The following is a 19,885-nucleotide window of genomic DNA, read 5'->3' as shown; positions in this document are numbered from 1 at the left end:
CTGATCACGGTGGCACAGAACACCCGGCTGATGGCGAGCCTGCGGGCGACCCAGCGCGGACTGCGCTACCAGGCACTGCACGACCCACTGACCGGCCTGGCCAACCGCGTCCTGTTCACGTCCGAGATCGACCAGGCCGTCGCCGCGCACCAGGCCGACGGCCGGCCGCTGGTGGTGCTGTTCTGCGACCTCGACGACTTCAAGGCGGTCAACGACACCCTGGGCCACGGCGCCGGCGACGAGCTGCTGCGCGCGGTCGCCGGGCGGCTGCGCGGCGCCGTCCGCCAGGAGGACCTCACCGCCCGCCTCGGTGGCGACGAGTTCGCCGTCCTGATGCATGACCCGTCCGACGATCCGCGCGCGACCGGCGAGAGCACCGCGTGGCGCATCCAGGAGGCGATGCGCCCGGGGTTCCAGGTGCACGGGCGGCGACGCGACGTCCAGGCCAGCATCGGCGTCGCCGTCGCCGAGGCCGGCTCCCCGGCCACCAGCACCGAGGAGCTGCTCCACCGCGCCGACCAGGCCATGTACGCCGCCAAGAACCGCCGCTGACAGGTTCAGCCAGACCCGGCGACAGCCATCGATCTGGCCCCGTTGCGACCCACTGGTCGGGCGGCTCCGGCGCACCGGCGCACCGGCGCACCGGAGCCGCCCAGCCCGAGCCTCGCCGGCGGGATTCGATCGCGCCCCGGGCCACGGGCTCGAACCGCCAGTCCGACCCGCCAACCTGCCGTTCACCGCCGTGTGACCACTCCGATGGGACAGTCCCGCAGGCGACGAAGGCGAAGGCGGTGACCGGGAATGTCTGACCGGGGGCGCTTCGGAAGGCAACGAGCGGTCGAGCCGATACCCTCGGGCCAGTCATGGAGACCAGGTCAGCCGGCGGGTTCGCCGCGCGGCGGGCCTGAACGCGAGGTACAGGCAAGATGCGTGAGTGGGCGGGTCCCGGCGAGCTGCTTCCGTGCCCGATTCGCCTCGTTGACGGATGAGGGAGCCGCCTGACGATCGGTTGTCATGGTGGCGGGCGCTGTCCGGTTTCGTGCCACGGCCCGGTGATCAGTGTCGCGAGTAGGCCGAAAAACCAGAATACGACGAGGCCGAAGAGGGAGGCGATGATGACCGTGGCGAACAGCGGTCCGGAGTCCAGGCTATGTGTGTAGTCGTCGATGAGTCGGCCGATTCCTGGGTCGCCCTGACGGAAGAAGAAGTCCCCGACAATGGCGCCGATCACTGAGAGGCCGGCGGAGATGCGTAGCCCCGCAAAGACGGCAGGAAGGGCGCTGGGGAGTTCCAGCCGGACGAGTCGTCGCCATCTTCTGGCGTGGCGGAGGGTGAAAAGATCATGGTGGCTGGAGTCGACGGACTGGAGACCGAAAAGCGTGTTTGTAGTGATGGGGAAGATGGCGATCAGGATGCACACGACGGTCCTGGACCAGAATCCGTAGCCGAGCCAGAATCCGATCAGTGGGACGATCGCCAGGATGGGGATGGTCTGGAGTACCACGGCCCACGGGTAAAACGAACGTTCGACCCAGCGCGCCCAATTCATTAGGATAGCGAAGGCTACGCCCAGTGCCGCCGCTACACCCAGGCCAACGAGCGCGACCTTTGCGGTCCCACCCAGCGCGGAAAGGATCTCGTCGCGGATGGTTCGGTCCAGGAAGCCATCGGTCACCACTTGATGCGGGGGCGGTAGCAGAAACCGTCGGCGGGGGGCGAGGAAGGCGTAGGTGACCAGGTACCAGACACCGATCACGGCTACGAAGACAGCGAACGGGGGTAGCACCATACTGCCGACCCGGGCCAGCCGGGGGAGCGCCCGCGGGGAGGGCTTCACGGGGGGCGCTATCTCTACTGGGCTTGAACCGTCGACGGCGGTCACGTGAACGACTCTCGCAACGCGTCGGAGACGGACCGCGCGACGCGGCCGAACGCCGTGTCGAACTGCAACCCGCCGCCCCGCGGGTAGTCGAACGGCACCTCGATCTCGGCGAGGACCCGGCCCGGCCGGGCAGAAAGAACGGTGACTCGGCGGGCGAGTCGAACCGCTTCCACGACGGAGTGCGTGACGAACAACCCGGCGAACTGCTCCCGCAGGTACAGCCGTAGCAACTCGTTCCCGAGGCGTTCCCGGGTAATCTCATCGAGTGCGCCGAACGGCTCGTCGAACAGGAACAACGACGGGCGTACAGTAAGCGCGCGAGCAAGCGAAACCCGCATGCGCATGCCACCGGAAAGCGCCCTCGGTCGGTGCCGTTCGAATCCTGTCAACCCGGCCAGCAATATCGCGTCGGCCACCAGTCGGCGCCGTTCCTCCTTCGGCACACCGTCGAGTTCGGCGAGCAGGCCGACGTTCGCCTCGACGGTCCGCCATGGCAGCAGTGTCGGGTCCTGGAAGACGTATCCCGGAAGCTCCGATCCCACCGCCACCGACCCGGCGGACGGTTCGGTCAGACCGGAGGCAATCCGTAACAGCGTCGACTTTCCCGAGCCTGAGGGCCCGACCACCGCCACGAACTCACCATCACCGACGGTCAGAGACACATCATGCAGTGCCTGCGTCCCATCCGGGAAGGTTTTTCCGATGCGGTGGAACGACAGTGCGGTACCTGTCGGGGCGGGTCTCACGGATGAGTCCGGCTTCTTCCAGGTAGTCACGCCGGGTTCCGGTCGGGTCTGTCCGTTGAGGCTCGGCTCCCGGAACCGGCCGCCACCGGACTTCTCATCGTCGCCAAGCGAGCGACCATGGGGCGCGCTGACCCACCCTGTGCCCGGACCGGGGTGGGCGGGCAACCCGCCATCGTTACCACCGCGGTCCTTCCGGCCGAAACCTGGAGCGATCTAGCGCTGTGCCACATCTGATCGGCATGGTAGCCCTGTCCTGCTCGTCTCAAGAAATCTCGCCACTGAGTAGCAGTTCCGCACACCAGCGCGTTGCCAGCCCTAGTGCCGCCTCTCCGCGGTCCGCGCCACGTACGAACGCCGCCTCGCCACGAACAACCAGCCTATCGCGGGCCTCGGCACCGGATCGTCAGAGGTTCACGCCGGCCTCATTACCGCCGGCTGACGTGACCACGGCTGTACTTCTCCGCCTACTGCGTGGCCTACTGCGTGGCGTAGCGCAGCTCCCCGGGAGCTCGCGGTCGGGTTCCTGGAGACACCGCCGCGGGTCAACCAGCGCCCGACGGAACCGCACGACCTTGGCGTGTCCAGCAAGATCGATGTCACGTCCGATCACCTTGGCCGCCACTACGCCCGGACTTCAGCGCCTTTGGCAGCTTCGCTCGGTCGTGGCGGGCTCGGGCCGCGTTCGGCAACGCTTCGTCCGACGCTCTTCGGCTGTGAGCTCGTGCACGGCGGCCCGCTCCTCGTGCGAGCTTGGGGTCGACCAGCAGGTCGGCGATCAGGGACGGGTGCTGGCGCTACCGCCGTTGGCGGAGGTCGAGGTGTGGTGCTGGCCGGCGGCACCACCCGGGGCAGCAGCGTCCGCTGTGCCCTGATGGGAGCCCGCGATGCCCACTGACCGGACTGCTTCGGCGCGTCCTTCGGCTCCCAACTGTCCTCGCTGGCGGAACGGGTCGAGCCTCTCTCATTCCATGTGGGCCTAGCGCCTCCCCTCGTAGCCCGCATCCCGGGCATGGAATCCTGAAGCGGGACGAGATGCTCGGACTGGACAGCAGGCCGTTCCCGCCGAGGGAGACGGGAGGGATCCGGTGTGGTGAAGCGGTACAGAACGCTCGCTGCCGCCGCCTGGATGTGCTGCACGCCGGCCCGGGGGCATCGGCGTCTGTTTTTCGCCGGTGTGGCTGACCCAATCCCCGCGGCTGGGACCTCGGCCCGCCGCGGTCGTCGTCCCGTCGCTCTCGCTCGGCCGTGTTCTGGCTGCCCCGTCATCGCACCTGTTTGTCGCGGCGGCCTGTGAATCGACGCCGCGGCCGCCCACAGGACCTGCTTTGTTGCCCGTGAAGGAGAGCTAGTGCGCGCGTCCCGTGTTCGCCGTCCTAGGCTGGCCGCCGGTGCGTGCGCCGCCGCGTTGGCCTTGGGCGTGGCTGCATGCTCCGATTCCGGAGGCGCGTCGGGTGACGTGCCCTCGACCGGCGCGGGGCATGTGCCTTCCTCCAGGTACACGACGCCGCTGAAGGGGATCTGCCCAGACCAGGTCATCGTCCAGGCGGGCTGGTGGCCCGAGATCGACGACGGGTTCCTCTATCAGCTCCTTGGGCCGAACCCGACGATCGACAAGGGCAAGAACCGGGTTTTCGGGCAACTCGGCGGCACGGGTGTCACGCTCGAGATCCGGGCCGGGGGCCCGGCCGTGGGCTTCCAACCGGTCTCCTCGCTGATGGCCCAGGACGACGACATCCTGGCCGGCGTGGTGGGCATGGACGAGGCGGTCCAGCACTCCGGCAGCCAGCCGACGGTCGCGGTCTTCGCGTCGTACGAGAAGTCCCCGCTGGCGTTCATCTGGGGTGACCCGGCATGGAACTTCACCAGCATCGCCGACATCGGCCGGGCGGACGCCCCTGTGCTGGCCAGCACAGGGGCCGCCTACCTGGACGTCTTTGAACGGGAGGGGCTGCTGAACTCCTCGCGGATCGACACCTCCTACCAGGGCGACCCTGCTCGTTTCGTCGCCGCGGACGGGAAGATCGTGCAGCAGGCGTTCATCACCAACGAGCCCTACCGGCTCCAACATGACGTGAAGGCGTGGGGCAAGCCGGTGAAGTACCTTCTCCTGGGCGACGAGTACCCGGTGTACCTGCCCTCGCTCGCCGTCCCAGCGGACAAGCTGACAGCCAACCGCTCCTGCCTCGGCAAGCTCGTGCCCCTGTTCCAACAGGCACAGCGTGATTACGTCACCGACCCCGGCCCCACCAACCAGCTCCTGCTGCGGGCCGTCGCGACATTGAACACGAGCGGGTTCACCTTGTCCCCAGGTCTGCTCGCGGACGGCAACGCCAAGCAGAAGAGCCTCGGCCTGATCGCCAACGGAAAAGACGGGGTACTGGGCAGCTTCGACACCGCCCGAGTACAGAAGCTGATCGGCCAGCTGACACCGGTCTTCGAGGCCAAGGGCACCGAGCCGAAACCAGGGCTGGCGCCGTCGGACTTGGCGACCAACGAGTTCCTCGACAAGTCGATCTCCCTGGGCTGACAGGACCGTGACGACCCCGGAGGCGGGGAGGTGAGGGCGTGGCCACCGTTTGTCGCGCCCTCCGGTTCCGCTGCAAGGCGGTGCACACATCGGCGGACACACAGCGTACACGCCGAGTTGCTGCGAGCTGCCCGAAGGGAGATCAATGATACCCAGCGCGGCCGGGCACATGTGATCTTGTAGTGTGATGCCTAGGACAGCCACCATGACAACGCTGGCCACCGCCTGCGAGGAGTGACCCGGTGAACGACGGCCCGCCACCCATGCTGGACATCGCCAAGCCACACTCGGCGCGGGTCTGGAACTATTTTCTTGGCGGCAAGGACTACTATCCCGCCGACCGCGAGTTCGCTGAGCAGGTTTACGAGTCCTACCCCGAAATAATTGAGGTGGCCCGCGCGGCCCGAGCCTTTCTCGGCCGCGCTGTCCGGTATCTGGCCGGCGAGGCGGGCATCCGACAGTTCCTGGACATCGGCACCGGTCTGCCGACCGCTGACAACACACACGAGGTCGCGCAGCGGATCGCACCTGGGTCCCGCATTGTCTACATCGACAATGATCCCCTCGTACTGGTACACGCCCGCGCGTTGCTGACCAGCACCCCGGAGGGCGCCACCGCCTATATCGAGGCCGACGTACGCGACCCCGACAAGATTCTTGCGGGTGCAGCCGATGTCCTGGACTTCACCAAGCCGGTTGCGCTCATGCTGCTGGGGGTCATGGGGAACGTCGCTGACCTCGACGAGGCATACCGCATTGTGGGCCGACTCCGGGACGCATTGCCCTCTGGCAGCTACCTCGCCGTTCAGGACGGTACCCGCGTCGTCATGAGCGAACAGGAAGCAAAGACCCAGCAGGCCCTCAGCGAAGACATCGGGTACGGCTACCAGCTCCGCACCCCCGAGCAGATCGCCGGTTTCCTCGCCGGCCTCGAACTCGTCGAGCCCGGCGTGGTCTCGAGCCCACTGTGGCGGCCCGACCCCAACCCCGCTGGTCCGCCCGTGGAGGTGGACGAGTACTGCGGCGTCGGACGCATACTGGGTTCGAGCGTGCCGTAGATCGTCGCGGTCGCAAGCCGGGGGTTAGCCCGCTCACTCGCGCGGGCTCGGACTCCTCGGCGCGCACCGCATCGTCCACCTCCCGAGAGAACACGAGCGCGCCGTTCGGGCAATGCGAGCGTGACTCGGGACCGGCCCCGCGGTCTACAGGGCGGCGGCAATCTTGCGGAGTATGACGGCTGTCTTGTCTGGAGTGCTGCTGTAGATGCACAGCTGGTCCATGGCGATCGTGTACTGATGCACGTCCTCGGGCTTGTCCAGGTAGGCAGCCCCGGTCAGCCGTTCAAGGTAGACAATGTCCGTCAGGCCGGGGTCGGGAAAACGCAGAATACTGAACGCCCCGCCGTCGGCCGCGTGGCTACCGACGTCGAACGGTACCACCTGCACGACCAGCCGCGGCTGGTCGATCAGCTCGAGGAGATGCCTGATCTGCGCCCGCGCGATCCTTGGCCCGCCGATCCGCCGGCGTAGCGCGGCCTCGTCGATCACCATCCACAGGCGCGGGGCGTCCGGCCGTGCCAGCAGCTTCTGCCGGCGCATCCGGACGTCGACCCGACCGTCGATGACGTCCTGGGACATCCCCGGCCTGCCCGACATGACCGCGCGGGCGTAGTCCTCGGTCTGGAGAAGTCCGGGAATGAACTGGAGCTCGTAGCTCCGGATTTGCGAGGCTGACTCCTCCAGGTCGATATACGGCTGGAACCAGTGGGGAAGGACGTCGGAGTAGGGCTGCCACCAGCCCTGCTGGTTGGCCTCGCGGGCCAGTGTCAGCACCTGCTCCAGTTCGGCCCGGTCGGTCACGCCGTACAGCGTGAGCAGGTCCTCGACGTCGCGATTCTTGAAACTGACCCGACCCAGCTCGAGCCGGCTGATCTTCGACTCGGAGGCGCGGATGTGGTAACCGGCGTCCTCACGGCTGATCCCGCTACGTTCCCGGAGCCGCCGTAGCCGGGAACCGAGCAGGATACGACGCACGGTCGGCCCACTACCAGCCGAAACAGTCACGCCTGGCTCCCTCGATCCCATTCGCTAGCAGTAGGTCAGCCTATTGGAGCGTCATCGTTCCTCTGTCACCACCAGCACCACCGGAAGCGCCGGAAGCGCCGGGCTGGTCACAGGATAGGCGGCTGTGACCATCAATGGCCAACCCGGTCGCGCGAACGCGCATCCGGCCCGCGGCTGAAAGCGATCGGGCACACCGGCACGGTCAGTGCCGTCTCGCAGGTGCTCGGGTCCTCTCCGATCGAGGACTGAACGATCGAGCGCTGAACCAGAGGACGGCCCCGGCGCGCGTCTGCCTGCCGACTAGTGCTCGTCTTCAGCGCCACATACTCACCGGCATCCGGTGCGGTGGCTGCGCGGCCGAGTAGTCCCGGCATCCGGGAGGCGAACAGATGCCGCGGCACTCGGCCTATCTGGGATCGCCGCCGTGCGGTCAGCGAATGGGCGCCCGGGGCCTGTTCGCCGCGGCCGTGTCACGCTCGCGGACATCAGGCACGAGGTCACCCCGCCCGTATGGCTCGGTCAAGCCGGTCGCCCTGGAATCGGCGCCATGAATCGGACGCCGGGCTACGGTCATGCCTTCAGGGTCTCTGTCCTGTGCAGGGTGGGGGCGAGCAGGGGTGGGTTGGCGGGCGTCTGGCAGGCGGTTGCCAGGTTGGGGGTGGGGCGGCCGAGGAGGTAGCCCTGGCCGTAGCGGATGCCGGCGTTGCGGGCGGCGGTGAGGTCGGCGGTGGTTTCGATGCCTTCGGCGACGACCCAACTTCCGATCTCGCCTGCGATGGTGGTGATCCCGGCGGCGACGGCGCGGTGGGCTAGGTCCCTGCTCATGGTCTGGATGATGAACCTGTCGATTTTGATGACGTCGGGGCGTAGGTAGAGCAGGAGTTCCAGGCCGGAGTAGCAGGTACCGAGATCGTCGACGGCGATGAGGACGCCGTGGCGGCGGAGCATGCCGACGGCTGCGAGCAGGCGCGGGTTGTCGCGGGCCTGCTCGTATTCGGTGATCTCGACCGCGAGCTGTTCGGGGTGGCCGGTGTCAACGAGGAGGTCGACGAGCCCATCGGTGACCGTGGAGGGCGCCGCGTTGACAGCGAGGCGGACATCGGCGGGCAGGTCGGGCAGGGCCGCCAGTGCTCGCTGGATCGTGGCGGTTTCCAGCTCTGGGCCCAGGCCGGCCGCCGCCGCGTCCCTGAACAGGGCAGCCGGTGATCGTGCCGGGTCGGGGAGGCGAGTCAGCGCCTCGAGGGCGGCGGTCCGCCCGGCGACGAGGTCGACGATGGGCTGATAGAAGATCCATAGCCCGTCGGAGTCGATCAGGTCGTGCACGCGGTGCCAGACCCGGCTACGGACTTCCCACATCCTGTGCAGGTCGGAGACGTAGTCGGTGAGGAATCCTGCGAGTAGATGCAGGAATCTCAGGTCACGTCGGCCGAGTGACGGCTGTGGTCTTCGGTGGAGGCAGCCAATCAGACCGTAGATGTCGCCGTCGGTGTCGAGGATGGGTGTCGCCACGTAGGCGCCGATACCGAGATCGCGCACCGAGGAGGTGCCAGCGGTGCGTGGGTCGCGTCGGGTGTCGGGGATGAGTTCGGGCAGCTCACCGGTCAGGACCCGTCCGAACAGCCCGTTCTCGCGGCGGATGCTGCACCCGGGAGTCAGGCCGAACGGGTGGACGTTCCCGCAGAGTGTCTGAAGGATCAGCAGGTTGCCGTCGAGCCGGCCAAGCCAGGCGACCTCCATCCGCAGTCGCCGTCGTAGCAGGTCAACCAGGTCCAGCAGGGCGTAGCTGGATGCGCACACCTCGCTTCGCGGTCCCAGACAGGCCGGGCATCCGGACATTCCTCTCCCCCCGACTCCGGGCTACCCAAGCGGCCATCGCGCACACCTGGCTGAAGGGCCCCGGCGGCGTGCTCACAGCCCGGTGACCGGACACGTCGGAGCGACCGCATGATCACGCGGTGTCGGCGCCTCCCGACCCCGCTGCCGAGGCTGAGGCCGCCGAGTTCGAGCGCGGCCTGCACGCGATCAGGGTTCATGCGGCTGGCCATGGCACCACCGAGGTGCCCCATGGCTACGTCGACGAGTCCGGGTTCCCGCTCGCCGTCTGGGTCGCGGTCCAACGTGAGGCGCACCTGGAGCAGCGGTTCGGGGACGCTCGACGGGCGGCACTTGTGCGCGTTCCGGGGTGGCGGTGGCGGTGGCGGTTGTCTGCCCGACTCGATCGCTGTGACCTTTTGCGTCCCCACTCCGAACTGGAAAACGACTCATCGCAGGCCAGGTAGGTTGCTGCGCATGCCCGACCTCGCACCCGCCTCGCCCGCCGACGCGTATGCGGCCCTGCTGGAGGGCAACGCGCGGTTTGTGCATGGGGAACGGCTTCATCCCAATCAGGACGCCGACCGCCGATCAGCGGTGGTGCCGCGGCAGCGCCCGTTCGCGGTGCTGTTCGGATGTTCCGACTCCAGGCTCGCCGCCGAGATCATCTTTGACCGGGGGCTGGGCGACCTGTTCGTGGTCCGTACCGCTGGCCATGTCGCGGGCCCCGAGGTGCTGGGCAGTATCGAGTACGGCGTCCATGTGCTGGGGGCGCCACTGGTCGTCGTCCTTGGTCATGACTCGTGCGGCGCCGTCACCGCCGCATCCGAGGCTGACCGCGACGGGGTGGCGCCGGCTGGCTATATCGGAGACGTGGTGGAACGGGTCATGCCCAGCATCCTGTGGGCGCGCGCGGCAGGATGCACCGACATCGACCAGTTCGTCCTGGCCCACATCCGCCGGACGGTCGACGGGCTGGTGGGACGGTCGGCCCTGCTGGCGACCGAGGTCGCGGCAGGCCGGTGCGCGATCGTCGGACTGTCCTACCGTCTGGCGGACGGCACCGTCAGCGCCGTATCCCGTAAGGGGCCTCTCCCCGAGGTGGTCCGATGATCCACGCGAGCGCCCCGATCTGCGCGAACGATCGAGCGCCCGGCCGGCGGGAGCGGTGGCCGCTGGCCGCGCCGGGGGGCAGACCGGACAGCCTTGGATGCTGTGAACAGGGTCTGACCGGGCCTGCCGACGATCGCGGTTGTCAGCGATGACCTGGCCGAACTGATCGATCGCCCGGTAGAGATAGGTCCACCGGCCGGCGACCCCTCAGATGCAGGATGCGTTGCCGGGTGTGCTTGTGGTGCAGACTGATCGGTGGATGGTCGGGGATGTAGCGCTGGACGGAGGGTCAGTATTGACCGACGGCGACCTCGATGATTCCGTCGTCGCTGACCCGGATTGGGTAGCAGGTCAGGGGCGGCGCTCCGCTGGGTGATGTGCCGGTGGCCAGGTCGAAGGTGTTGCTGTGCAGGGGGCAGATGACGATCGTTTCGTCGGTTTGGCCGTCGGCGAGTGGGCCGCCGGCGTGTGGGCAGGACGCGTCGGTCGCCTGTAGCCGGCCGGAGCGCAGCCGGAAGACGGCGATCTGCTGGCCGGCCGCCGCGTAGGCTCGGGCCTCACCGATCGGGATCTCGGACAGTGGGCCGAGGCGGTGGAAGACGCCGTCCGGGCTGGTGTGGGTTGTTTCGGTGGTCGGGTTCATCGCATTGGCACTTTCGGCAGTTCGACCAGTGGCAGGGAGGTCTGGAACTGGCCCGGTGTGGCCGGGTCGCGGCCCTCCAGCCACGGGTCGGTGTAGGCGTCGATCGCCTGCTGCATGCGGGCGTCGAGATCGGCGGCGATGCCGTCGCTGTCCCCGACGACGATGGCGCGGATCTTGTCGATTCCGAGGCGGGGGACGAAGCTGTAGGTCCGTTCCAGCCATTTCGCGTTTTCGCGGTAGTACTGCAGGAACCGTCCGGTGAGCGTGATGACTTGCTCGGGGGTGTCGACGGTGGCGAGCAGGTCGCCTTTGCGGACGTGCGCTCCGGCGGCGCCGCCGACGTAGATCTGCCACTGGCCGCCCTCGATCGCGACCGCGCCGAGGTCCTTGACCAGGGCCTCGGCGCAGTTACGGGGGCAGCCGGTGACGGCGAGTTTCAGCTTTGCCGGACTTTCCAATCCCTGGAAGCGTTTTTCGATGGCGATGCCCAGCGCGGTGGAGTCACCTAGCCCGTAGCGGCAGAACTCCAGCCCGACGCAGGTTTTCACGGTGCGAAAGCTCTTGCCGTAGGCGTAGCCCGAGGGCATGTCCAGGTCGGACCACACCTTCGGGAGGTCTTCCTTGCGGACGCCGAGCAGGTCGATACGCTGCCCGCCGGTGATTTTGACCATGGGGATGTTGTACTTGTCGGCTACGTCGGCGATCCGTCGCAGCTGGGCCGGGGTGGTGACGCCGCCGGCGATCTGCGGGACGACGGAGAACGTGCCGTCTTTCTGGATGTTGGCGTGGACCCGGTCGTTGATGAACCGGGCATCGCGTTCGTCGATGTAGTCGCGGCCCCACACGGTACGCAGCAGGGAAGTCAGCGCCATCTTGCTGCCCGCGTCCTCCTGGCCGCCGGGGGCGAGCGCGTCGAATACCGCGGACACCGAACGCAGCTCGCGTTCCCGCAGCGCGGTGATGAGCGTCGGCTTGTCCATGGGGATGGCCGGCACGTACCAGTCCGCCGACTCGTCCCGTTCGACGGCGCCGCCGGCGGCCCATTCCACGATTTGCGCGACCAGGGTCTTGCAGGAGCCGCAGCCTTTGCCGGCGCGGGTGGTGGCCATCACCCCGCTCACGGTCTTCTGACCGGAGGTGACGCAGGCGACGAGGGAGGCTTTGGTCACCCCGTTGCAGTTGCAGACCTGGGTGTCGCCGGCGAGTTCGGCGGCCCCGACCGCCTCTGGCGGGGTACCGAGATCGAACAGCATCTCGAGGCGGGCTTCGGGCAGCGGTAGGCCCCGGTCGAACGCCTGGATGAGGAAGGCGGCCTTGCGGACGTCGCCGAGCAGGGTGGCGCCGACGAGTTTCCCGTCCCGGATGACGATGCTCTTGTACACGCCGTGTTTCGGTTCGACGAACCGGACGATCTCGTCGTCGGCGTGTTCGGGTTCCTTCAGTCCCATGGACGTGACGTCGACGCCCGCGACCTTGAGCTTTGTAGCGATCTTCGACCCGTGGTAGGTGGCGGCCGGGTTCGTGCCGGTGATGTGGTCGGCGAGCACGATTGCCTGTTCCCACAGCGGGGCGACCAGCCCGTACACCTCGCCGCGGTGCTGGGCGCACTCGCCGACGACGTAGATGTCGGGGTCGTCGACGGCGCGCATCTGGTCGTCGACGACGATCGCTCGCTCGACGTCCAGGCCGGCGTGGGCGCCGAGTTCGCTGTTGGGCCGGATACCGGCGGCGATCACCACCATGTCCGCGGGGATGTGGGTGCCGTCCGCGAGGGTGACCCCGACAACCGCATCGTCGCCGAGTACGGCGGTCGTCATCGCCAGGGTGTGCACCGTGATGCCGAGGGCCTCGACGCCGCGCCGCAGGATCTGTCCGGCCTCCGCGTCGAGCTGGGCGTTCATCAGGGTTGGTGCGGCGTGCAGCAGGTGGACGTCCAGGCCGTGGTTCTGCAGCCCGCGGGCTGCCTCCAGACCGAGGAGGCCGCCGCCGATCACGACGGCGGCGCGGTGGCCTCGGGCGGCGGCGATCATCTGCCGGCAGTCATCCAGGGTGCGGAACGCGAAGACCCCCGGCGTGAGCCCGCCGTCGGGCTGGTACACGCCGTCGATCGGGGGGATGAACGCCCGGCTACCGGTCGCGATCATCAGCTTGTCATAGCCGACAGCGGTGCCGTCGGCGGCGAACACGGCTTTCGCGTAGCGGTCGATCCGGGTGACACGGACCCCGGCGTGCAGCCGGATGCCGTTCGAGCGGTACCAGTCGAGCGGGTTGAGGAAGATCTCCTTCTCGTCCTCTATCCCGGCGAGGACGTTCGACAGCAGGATCCGGTTGTAGTTGCCGTATGGCTCGTCGCCGAAGACGGTGATGTCGAACAGGCTCGCGCCGCCGCGGGTGAGGATCTCCTCGATCGTCCGGACGCCGGCCATCCCGTTGCCGATCACGACGAGGTGCTGACGGGGTGGTTCGGTGGGCTGCCGCTGGGCCGGCATGGACGTGATGGTGGTCATCGGGCTCAGACCTCGATGAGGCCGAGGTCGACGACCGCCGTGCCGGTGACCCCTTCGGGTGCGGCCAGGTGCACGTCTATGCGGGTGTCACCGAGGAGGTCCTCCACCACCCGGAGAGGGACGTGGGTCTCGCCCTTGGCGCCGATCGGGAAGTAGCGCATCGGCGCCCCGTCCCGCAGTATCACGATGTAGATCAGCTCGTCGGTGGAGTTGCCGCCACGGAAGTACACCGGCTGGGTGGTGGCGCCGGGCGGGACCACGTAGCTCAGCGAGGGGTCGAGAAGAAACGGCTTCTGCAGACCGTGGCCCTCGAAAGCGAAGACGCCGTGGAGGAAACGTGGCGTACTGTGCATGCGGCGGTCCTTCCGGATCGGTGCGGACGTTGGAGCCGGAGCGCTGTCAGCAGGCGGCCGGGTCGCCGTGCCGATATCGGCCAACGGCACGGTTGCGCCGGTCGGCAGGGTGTCGCCACCGTCGGGCAGGCCGTCCAGGCGGCGGATCGCGACCGCGCACGCCTTGAACTCCGGCATCCGGGACGTGGGGTCCAGCACCGGATTGGTCAGCACGTTGGCGGTGGACAGCCCACCCCAATGGAACGGGGCGAACAGTGTGTCGGGGCGGATGGTGTCGGTGACCCGGGCACGGAACACCGCCCGGCCTCGCCGGGAGGTCACCTCGACCAGGTCCCCGCCGGCGATCCCGTGCCGGTGCGCGAGCGTCGGGTGGATCTCGACGAAAGGGTCCGGGTCGGCCGTCAGCAACGCCCGTACCCGGCGAGTCTGCGTGCCGGACTGGTATTGCTGCATGGTTCGCCCGGTGGTCAGGTAGTGCGGGTAGTCCTGGTCAGGCTGTTCCACGGCTCCCCGGTGGCGGACCGGCACGAAACGGGCCCGCCCGTCGGCGGTGGCGAACCGGTCGGCGAACAGCCGAGGGGTGCCCGGGTGATTGACGTCGGGGCACGGCCAGAACACCCCGCGTTCGGCGGCGATGCGTTCGTAGGTGATTCCCGCGTAGTCGGCGAGGCCGCCGGCGCTGGCCCGGCGCAGCTCGTCGAACACCTCCCGCGGCGAGTCGGTGAAGAACTGCCCGCGGCCGAGCCGGCTCGCGAGGTCGGCGAACACCTGCAGGTCGGTCCATACCCCAGGTGGTGGTGGCAGGGCGGCGCGGCGCAGCAGGACCCGGCCCTCCAGGTTGGTCATCGTCCCCTCCTCTTCCGCCCACTGCGCGGTCGGCAGCACCACGTCGGCGAGCTGCGCGGTCTCGGAGAGGAAGAAGTCGGACACGGCGAGGAAATCCAATGCGGCGAGCCGGCGGGCGACCCGGTTGGCGTCCGGGGCGGACACCGCCGGGTTGGATGCGACCACCAGCAGTGCCCTCACCCCGCCGTCGGTACCCAGCGCGTCGAGCATCTCGAACGCCGACAGGCCGGGCTCGGGCAGCTCGTCCGGGTCGACGCCCCAGACCGCGGCGACGTGCGCCCGGTCCGCCGGGTCGGACAGTTTCCGGTAGCCGGGGAGCTGGTCGGCTTTCTGGCCGTGTTCCCGGCCGCCCTGCCCGTTGCCCTGGCCGGTGACCGTGCCGTAGCCCGAGAAGGGCCGCCCGGGCAGCCCCAGCGCGAGCGCCAGGTTGATCCACGCGGTCGCCGTGTCAGTACCGGACGCGGACTGCTCGGCGCCCCGCGCGGTGAGCACCATCGCGCTGTCCGCCTCGGCCAGCACGCGGACGACCTGACGGAGGTCCGCCTCGGGCACGCCGGTGATCCGTTCCACCCGGCCCGGCCAGTAGGCGACGACCGCCTGGCGTACCGCGTCGAACTCGACAGTCCGAGCGGCCACGTACTCGTCGTCGACCAGGCCGTCGCGGATCGCGATGTGTAGCAGCCCGTTGGCCAGCGCCAGGTCGCTGCCCGGGGTGTTCTGCAGGTGCAGGAACGCCCCGCGGGCGGTCGCGGTGGCGCGCGGGTCCACGACGATGTGCTGGGCTCCGGCCGCCCGGCCGGCGTCGAACCACTGCATCGCCGGTGGCATGGTGTCCGCCGGGTTGCTGCCGACGAGCAGCACCGCCTGCGCTTCGGCGATGTCGGCGACCGGGAACGGCAGCCCCCGGTCGATCCCGAATGCCCGGCCGCTGGCGGCGGCGGCGGAGGACATGCAGAATCGGCCGTTGTAGTCGACCGACCGGCTACCCAGGCCCACCCGGACGAACTTGCCCAGCGTGTAGGCCTTCTCGTTGGTCAGTCCACCTCCGCCGAAGCAGCCGACGCTGTCCGGGCCGTACCGGGACTGACAGTCCCGGATCGCCGCGGTGATCCGGCCCATGGCCTCATCCCACGACGCCGGGCGCAGCTCGCCGGGCCGGTCACGGACCAGCGGTGTCGTCAGCCGCTCCCCGTGGTCGAGCAGGTCCGCCGCCGTCCATCCTTTCGAACACAACCCGCCCCGGTTGGTCGGGAAGTCGTCCTGCGGCGTGAGGGTCACCGACACCGGGCCTGGGCGAAGCTCGATCCCGCACTGCAGCGAGCAATAGGGGCAGTGCGTCGCGGTGGCAGTCATCGTCTCCCCACCGCCGCATCCGTGGCCACAGACGACATGGTCGGATCCACCGGTTTCGTCGCCGTGCCCCGCGTGTTACCTACCGCTACAGGGATCCGGCCGCCAGCCGTCGACCGCACCTGCATGCGAGCCCGGCGCAGTTGACCCGCCACTGACCGCGACACCCATGGTCCGACGGTGCGTCAGGCAAGCTGATACCCATCCGGCTTGTTACAAGCGTGCCATGGGCGACGTAACGGAGCGCACCTACCGTGATCGGACCGGCCCGACCTCGGAGGAACGCGCCTATGAGCACCTCGCTGGATGATGTTCCGCCGTCCGGATCCGTCACCATTCCTGCCCAACGTGGCCGGTGGATCGAGGACTGGCGGCCCGAGGACACCACATTCTGGTCCGATGGCGGCGCGACGGTCGCGCGACGAAACCTGATCTTTTCCATTGTCTCGGAACACATCGGCTTCTCGATCTGGAGCCTGTGGTCCGTCCTCGTGCTGTTCCTCGGCCCGGAATATCACATCGACGCGGCCGGGAAATTTCTGCTGACGACGGTTCCCACCCTCGTCGGGGCGGTGCTTCGGCTGCCCTACACCTTCGCCGTGGCAAGGTTCGGCGGCCGGAACTGGACCATCTTCAGCGCTTCGGTGCTGCTGGTCCCGACCGTTCTGGCCGCGATCGTGCTCAAACCCGGCGTCTCCTACAGCACCCTGATCATCATGGCGGCGGTCGCCGGTGTCGGCGGCGGCAACTTCGCCTCGTCGATGACGAACATCAACGCCTACTTTCCCGAGCGACTCAAGGGGCGCGCCCTCGGCCTCAACGCCGGCGGCGGCAACATCGGCGTCGCCGCCGTCCAACTCGTCGGCCTGCTCGTGCTCGCCACCGCAGGCAAAGGCCACCCCCGGGTCGTGCTCGCCATCTACATCCCACTCATCGTCCTCGCCGCCCTCGGCTCCTACCTGTTCATGGACAACCTCACCTCCGCCCGGAACGACAAACGAGCCATGCGCGACGTCTGCCGGGACGGCTACACCTGGATCATGTCTGTGCTCTACATCGGCACCTTCGGCTCGTTCATCGGTTTCGGTTTCGCCTTCGGCCAGGTACTGCAGGTCCAGTTCAAATCCGACTTCTCTACCCCGATCAAGGCCGCCTACCTGACCTTCCTGGGACCGCTGCTGGGATCGTTGGTCCGGCCGGTAGGCGGCGCCCTGGCCGACCGTGTCGGCGGCGCCAAGGTGACCTTTTGGAACTTCGTCGCGATGGCCGTCAGCGCGGCGCTGGTGCTGATCGCCTCATTGGAGAAATCGCTGGCGCTGTTCCTGGCCGGGTTCATCGCGCTGTTCGTCTTCAGCGGCGTAGGGAACGGCTCGAGCTACAAGATGATCCCGGCTATCTTTCGGGCGAAATCGAAGCTGCTCATCGCCGATGGGGCGGACGCGACCATCTCCGACCGGGAGGCCCGCCGGCTGGCTGGTGCCCTCATCGGCATCGCCGGGGCGATCGGCGCCTTCGGCGGAGTCCTGGTCAACCTCGCCTTCCGCCAGTCCTTCCTCACCTACAAGACCGGAAACGGCGCCTACATCGCCTTCATCGCCTACTACGCAATCTGCTTCGCCCTCACCTGGTACACGTTCCTCCGGCCTTCACCGAAGAAGCTCGCCGAAATCTGACAGCACCCAACGCCTACAACCACGGAGCACGACCGGCTGTGTGAGCTGGAGGCACGGCGGCTGGTCGCGCGGGCCGAGCTGGCGGGGTTCCCACCGCGCACCCGCTACACCCTCACGCCCGCCGGCGAGGCACTGCGCCCTCTGCTCATCAGCCTGTACCGGACGGGGACGGCGATCCAGCACGCGGTGGCGACTCACCGGCCGTAGCGCTGCCGCCGGCCAGGGCGACCCCTCGCCTTCCGGCCCGCACCGCGGTCTGCGCTTCCGCGCTCGGGTGGTCGACGAGCCGATCACTCGCCCTGGACCCTCGCGCGTCTCGAACTCCAGGCCCGCGTCAACACCGGCACAGATCATCGCCTGGGCTGGCCAGCCTGCCGGTGCCGTACTCGGCGGACTTGACAATCCAGCGGCCGCGAAGCCGGGCGGCCACGCCGGACATCGGCGGAAAGGCCAGGCCAGCCAGATCTCGATGTCGGGAACGGTCAGTGGTCGCCGGGTCTGCCGAACTCCTCGATCAGCACCGGATACTGCTCCCCACCATGTCCGGCGGCGATCGAGCGGTCGGCCATCGCCTTGATCAACCTGGGCAGTTCGGCGTTGACTCCCACCGCCTCGCTCTCCTCGATCAGGTGCGCCATCGCCCGCGCGTCGGTCTCCAGGGCCGACACCTCGGCGGGGAAGGAGCCGCTGTCGATCTGCTCGGCATACCCCGGCAGCCATTCGGCCACGCCGGCAGCGATCTGCTGGGCGAACGGCGCGTACGTCGCGGCGTCGACACCGGCCGTCCTGAGCAGGGCAGTGCCCTGGAGCCAGGCGTTCAGGACGCTCCACATCATGGCCAGGCCGGCCACGTCGTACAGGGACGCCAGCCCGTGGTCCGAGCCGAGGTAGGTGACGGTGCCGAGCGCGTCGAGTGTTGGCCTGTGTGCCTCGAAGTCCGACCGCGGCCCGCTGTGCAGAATCACCGCCTCGGCGGTCCCGATCGCCGCCGGGATGGCCATGATGGCGCCGTCCAGGTAGTGCGCGCCGCGCTGCTCGGCCCATCGGGCGGCTTCCCGGGCCTGGGCCGAGTCGCCCGAGGTAAGGTTGATCAACATCGTGCCGTCCAGCTCGATGTCGCTCGCGGCGAGCAGCTCGTGCATGGCCTGGTAGTCGGTGACGCAGATGACCGTCAGGGAACCTGTGCTGAGCGCGTCATCGACCGTCGGCGCGAGCCGTGCGCCCTCGGCCACCAGCTGATCGGCCTTGGAGGTCGTGCGGTTCCACACGGTTGTGGGATGCCCGGCTTTCAGGAACGAACCGGCGAGTGCCTGGCCCATCCGTCCGAGTCCGATGACTGTCACGGGTGTGTCGGGGCTGTCGTCCATGGCAGCATCGTCAACGTTGAGACTGGTGTGAAGGTCAAGCGAGGTTTCGATGCGGATCGGGGAGCTGAGTCGTCGGACGGGCGTCAACGCCCATCAGCTGCGCTACTACGAGGCCCAGGGCCTGCTGGAGGCAGACCGCGGCGCGAACGGTTACCGCGAGTACGGCGACAACGCCGTGCTGCGGGTGAATCAGATCCGGCACCTGCTTGGGGCCGGTCTGTCGTCCGAGGACATCGCGTACCTGCTGCCCTGCGCGGTCGGAGAGGCCCCGGAGCTGCCCGGGTGCCCGGAGCTGCTGGCCGCGATGCGCTCCCGGCTGCGGCGACTGAACGACCAGATAGACAGGCTCGCACAATCCCGCGACGCGCTCGCCACCTACATCGACGCGGCCGAGGGAATGGGCAGCGAGAGCTATCCACCCTTTGACAATGCCGGCCTGGAGCCCGCCCCTGCCTAACCGCAGGCGATCTCCGGCCGCAGGATCAGCCACACGGTGCACGCGGCGACGACGGCAGCGGGCAGTCCGACTTGCCGCTCGGGTGAACCCGGGCGGTGTTTGTTGGGGCCGTTGAGGGGTCCGGTCGTTATTGGCGCCTGTCGCCGGCAAGCCGGCGACAGGCGCCGCTCCTACCAGGCGATCGAAGGCGCGCTGGGTGCGTCCGCGGGAGGCGGAACGTGGGTGACCTTGCCGGTGGCGAGGTCGATGCGGGCGAGTGCGCCTTGGAAGTTCGCGGCCATCGGCTCCGTCCCGGCAGGGTCTCGCGCCAAAATTGTGGCGGTCAGCTCTTAGTCAGCTACAGAACTCGTTCGCCCACGACCGCTCATGCCGATGAACGTGTGTTCCGAGTGGCAGTGAGCTCGTGTGCATCGTCGCTGTCTGTATGCGACGTCGTGGCCGAGGCCGAGCCAGATGATCGGGAGGCCATCGCGTCGGATTTCCTCCGTTCTCGCAGCTGCTCCCACCTACTGGAAGAGACTCGCCGCGGGAGAGATCCCCCTTATT

Annotated in this window: 16 protein-coding genes and 1 pseudogene; 8 read left to right on the top strand and 9 right to left on the bottom strand. The window is 68.4% G+C overall.

The genetic code is table 11. The features are described 5' to 3' along the window. The coding region (locus QOZ89_RS30600; RefSeq protein WP_312627069.1) for a diguanylate cyclase domain-containing protein at positions 1-552 on the top strand (552 nt) is incomplete at its 5' end. 460 nt (positions 553-1,012) lie between these two features. On the opposite strand, the gene QOZ89_RS30595 is transcribed toward QOZ89_RS30600, so the two are convergent. Both QOZ89_RS30595 and QOZ89_RS30590 read right to left on the bottom strand, forming a co-directional pair. Continuing rightward, positions 1,013-1,882, bottom strand: coding sequence for an ABC transporter permease (locus tag QOZ89_RS30595; protein ID WP_312627067.1), 870 nt, complete (start codon positions 1,880-1,882; stop codon positions 1,013-1,015). Beyond that, the gene (locus tag QOZ89_RS30590) at positions 1,879-2,658 is read right to left on the bottom strand and encodes an ABC transporter ATP-binding protein (RefSeq protein WP_071048073.1); all 780 of its coding nucleotides are present in this window, start codon (positions 2,656-2,658) and stop codon (positions 1,879-1,881) included. Before QOZ89_RS30590 ends, QOZ89_RS30595 begins: the two co-directional genes overlap by 4 nt. A gap of 1,426 nt (positions 2,659-4,084) precedes the next feature. On the opposite strand from QOZ89_RS30590, the gene QOZ89_RS30585 reads away from it, so the two are divergent. Further along, positions 4,085-5,155 carry a hypothetical protein gene (locus QOZ89_RS30585; RefSeq protein WP_312627063.1) on the top strand — a complete coding sequence of 357 codons (1,071 nt, stop codon included), beginning with the start codon at positions 4,085-4,087 and terminating at the stop codon, positions 5,153-5,155. A 263-nt stretch (positions 5,156-5,418) separates the two neighbouring features. After that, a complete protein-coding gene (locus QOZ89_RS30580) occupies positions 5,419-6,213 on the top strand; it encodes an SAM-dependent methyltransferase (protein WP_312627076.1) in 795 nt (264 codons plus the stop codon). Positions 6,214-6,357: 144 nt separating this feature from the next. Here the strand turns inward: QOZ89_RS30580 and QOZ89_RS30575 are convergent, their stop codons facing one another. Next, positions 6,358-7,218 (bottom strand): Sco1979 family transcriptional regulator, encoded by an 861-nt coding sequence (locus tag QOZ89_RS30575; protein WP_083418418.1) that lies wholly within the window; start codon positions 7,216-7,218, stop codon positions 6,358-6,360. Between the two features lie 570 nt (positions 7,219-7,788). Next, complete coding sequence (locus QOZ89_RS30570; protein WP_312627060.1) at positions 7,789-9,015, bottom strand: sensor domain-containing phosphodiesterase; 1,227 nt, start codon at positions 9,013-9,015, stop codon at positions 7,789-7,791. Between the two features lie 158 nt (positions 9,016-9,173). On the opposite strand from QOZ89_RS30570, the gene QOZ89_RS47725 reads away from it, so the two are divergent. Both QOZ89_RS47725 and QOZ89_RS30565 read left to right on the top strand, forming a co-directional pair. After that, on the top strand, positions 9,174-9,497 hold the full coding sequence (locus QOZ89_RS47725; protein ID WP_397428871.1) for a helicase associated domain-containing protein: 324 nt from the start codon (positions 9,174-9,176) through the stop codon (positions 9,495-9,497). A 10-nt stretch (positions 9,498-9,507) separates the two neighbouring features. Beyond that, positions 9,508-10,143 carry a carbonic anhydrase gene (locus QOZ89_RS30565; protein ID WP_071048076.1) on the top strand — a complete coding sequence of 212 codons (636 nt, stop codon included), beginning with the start codon at positions 9,508-9,510 and terminating at the stop codon, positions 10,141-10,143. A 117-nt stretch (positions 10,144-10,260) separates the two neighbouring features. Here QOZ89_RS30565 and QOZ89_RS30560 read toward each other — a convergent pair. The 4 genes and pseudogenes from QOZ89_RS30560 to QOZ89_RS30545 all read right to left on the bottom strand — a co-directional run. Beyond that, a pseudogene (locus QOZ89_RS30560) lies at positions 10,261-10,347 on the bottom strand (IS6 family transposase); the annotation flags it as partial. An 85-nt stretch (positions 10,348-10,432) separates the two neighbouring features. After that, entirely contained in the window at positions 10,433-10,786 is a 354-nt protein-coding gene (locus tag QOZ89_RS30555) for a Rieske (2Fe-2S) protein (RefSeq protein WP_071048054.1), read from the bottom strand. Then, positions 10,783-13,293 (bottom strand): nitrite reductase large subunit NirB, encoded by a 2,511-nt coding sequence (gene nirB / locus QOZ89_RS30550; protein WP_312627057.1) that lies wholly within the window; start codon positions 13,291-13,293, stop codon positions 10,783-10,785. Before nirB ends, QOZ89_RS30555 begins: the two co-directional genes overlap by 4 nt. 5 nt (positions 13,294-13,298) lie before the next feature. Then, positions 13,299-15,845 (bottom strand): molybdopterin oxidoreductase family protein, encoded by a 2,547-nt coding sequence (locus tag QOZ89_RS30545; protein WP_312627055.1) that lies wholly within the window; start codon positions 15,843-15,845, stop codon positions 13,299-13,301. 287 nt (positions 15,846-16,132) lie between these two features. Here QOZ89_RS30545 and QOZ89_RS30540 point away from each other — a divergent pair, with 287 nt between their 5' ends. Together QOZ89_RS30540 and QOZ89_RS47720 are read left to right on the top strand one after the other, a co-directional pair. Further along, complete coding sequence (locus QOZ89_RS30540; RefSeq protein ID WP_312627053.1) at positions 16,133-17,515, top strand: nitrate/nitrite transporter; 1,383 nt, start codon at positions 16,133-16,135, stop codon at positions 17,513-17,515. A gap of 36 nt (positions 17,516-17,551) precedes the next feature. Then, positions 17,552-17,722 (top strand): winged helix-turn-helix transcriptional regulator, encoded by a 171-nt coding sequence (locus QOZ89_RS47720; protein WP_397428873.1) that lies wholly within the window; start codon positions 17,552-17,554, stop codon positions 17,720-17,722. Between the two features lie 275 nt (positions 17,723-17,997). Here the strand turns inward: QOZ89_RS47720 and QOZ89_RS30535 are convergent, their stop codons facing one another. Then, on the bottom strand, positions 17,998-18,882 hold the full coding sequence (locus tag QOZ89_RS30535; RefSeq protein WP_312627051.1) for an NAD(P)-dependent oxidoreductase: 885 nt from the start codon (positions 18,880-18,882) through the stop codon (positions 17,998-18,000). A gap of 49 nt (positions 18,883-18,931) precedes the next feature. Between QOZ89_RS30535 and QOZ89_RS30530 the strand changes: the two genes are divergently transcribed. Then, positions 18,932-19,339 carry a MerR family transcriptional regulator gene (locus tag QOZ89_RS30530; RefSeq protein ID WP_312627049.1) on the top strand — a complete coding sequence of 136 codons (408 nt, stop codon included), beginning with the start codon at positions 18,932-18,934 and terminating at the stop codon, positions 19,337-19,339. The last annotated feature ends 546 nt before the right edge of the window (positions 19,340-19,885 follow it).

The sequence above is a fragment of the Pseudofrankia coriaricola genome, from assembly GCF_032027725.1.
GTDB lineage: Bacteria > Actinomycetota > Actinomycetes > Frankiales > Frankiaceae > Pseudofrankia.
Note: the sequence above shows the minus strand (reverse complement) of the source record. Positions and strands in the feature narration are given on the sequence as shown.

Excerpts from the sequence above, each read along its gene's own strand:
- QOZ89_RS30555 (WP_071048054.1), bottom strand. The coding sequence starts at position 10,786 with ATGAACCCGACCACCGAAACAACCCACACCAGCCCGGACGGCGTCTTC.
- QOZ89_RS30540 (WP_312627053.1), top strand. The coding sequence starts at position 16,133 with ATGAGCACCTCGCTGGATGATGTTCCGCCGTCCGGATCCGTCACCATT.
- QOZ89_RS30580 (WP_312627076.1), top strand. The coding sequence starts at position 5,419 with ATGCTGGACATCGCCAAGCCACACTCGGCGCGGGTCTGGAACTATTTT.
- QOZ89_RS30565 (WP_071048076.1), top strand. The coding sequence starts at position 9,508 with ATGCCCGACCTCGCACCCGCCTCGCCCGCCGACGCGTATGCGGCCCTG.
- QOZ89_RS30530 (WP_312627049.1), top strand. The coding sequence starts at position 18,932 with ATGCGGATCGGGGAGCTGAGTCGTCGGACGGGCGTCAACGCCCATCAG.
- nirB (WP_312627057.1), bottom strand. The coding sequence starts at position 13,293 with ATGACCACCATCACGTCCATGCCGGCCCAGCGGCAGCCCACCGAACCA.
- QOZ89_RS30545 (WP_312627055.1), bottom strand. The coding sequence starts at position 15,845 with ATGACTGCCACCGCGACGCACTGCCCCTATTGCTCGCTGCAGTGCGGG.
- QOZ89_RS30535 (WP_312627051.1), bottom strand. The coding sequence starts at position 18,882 with ATGGACGACAGCCCCGACACACCCGTGACAGTCATCGGACTCGGACGG.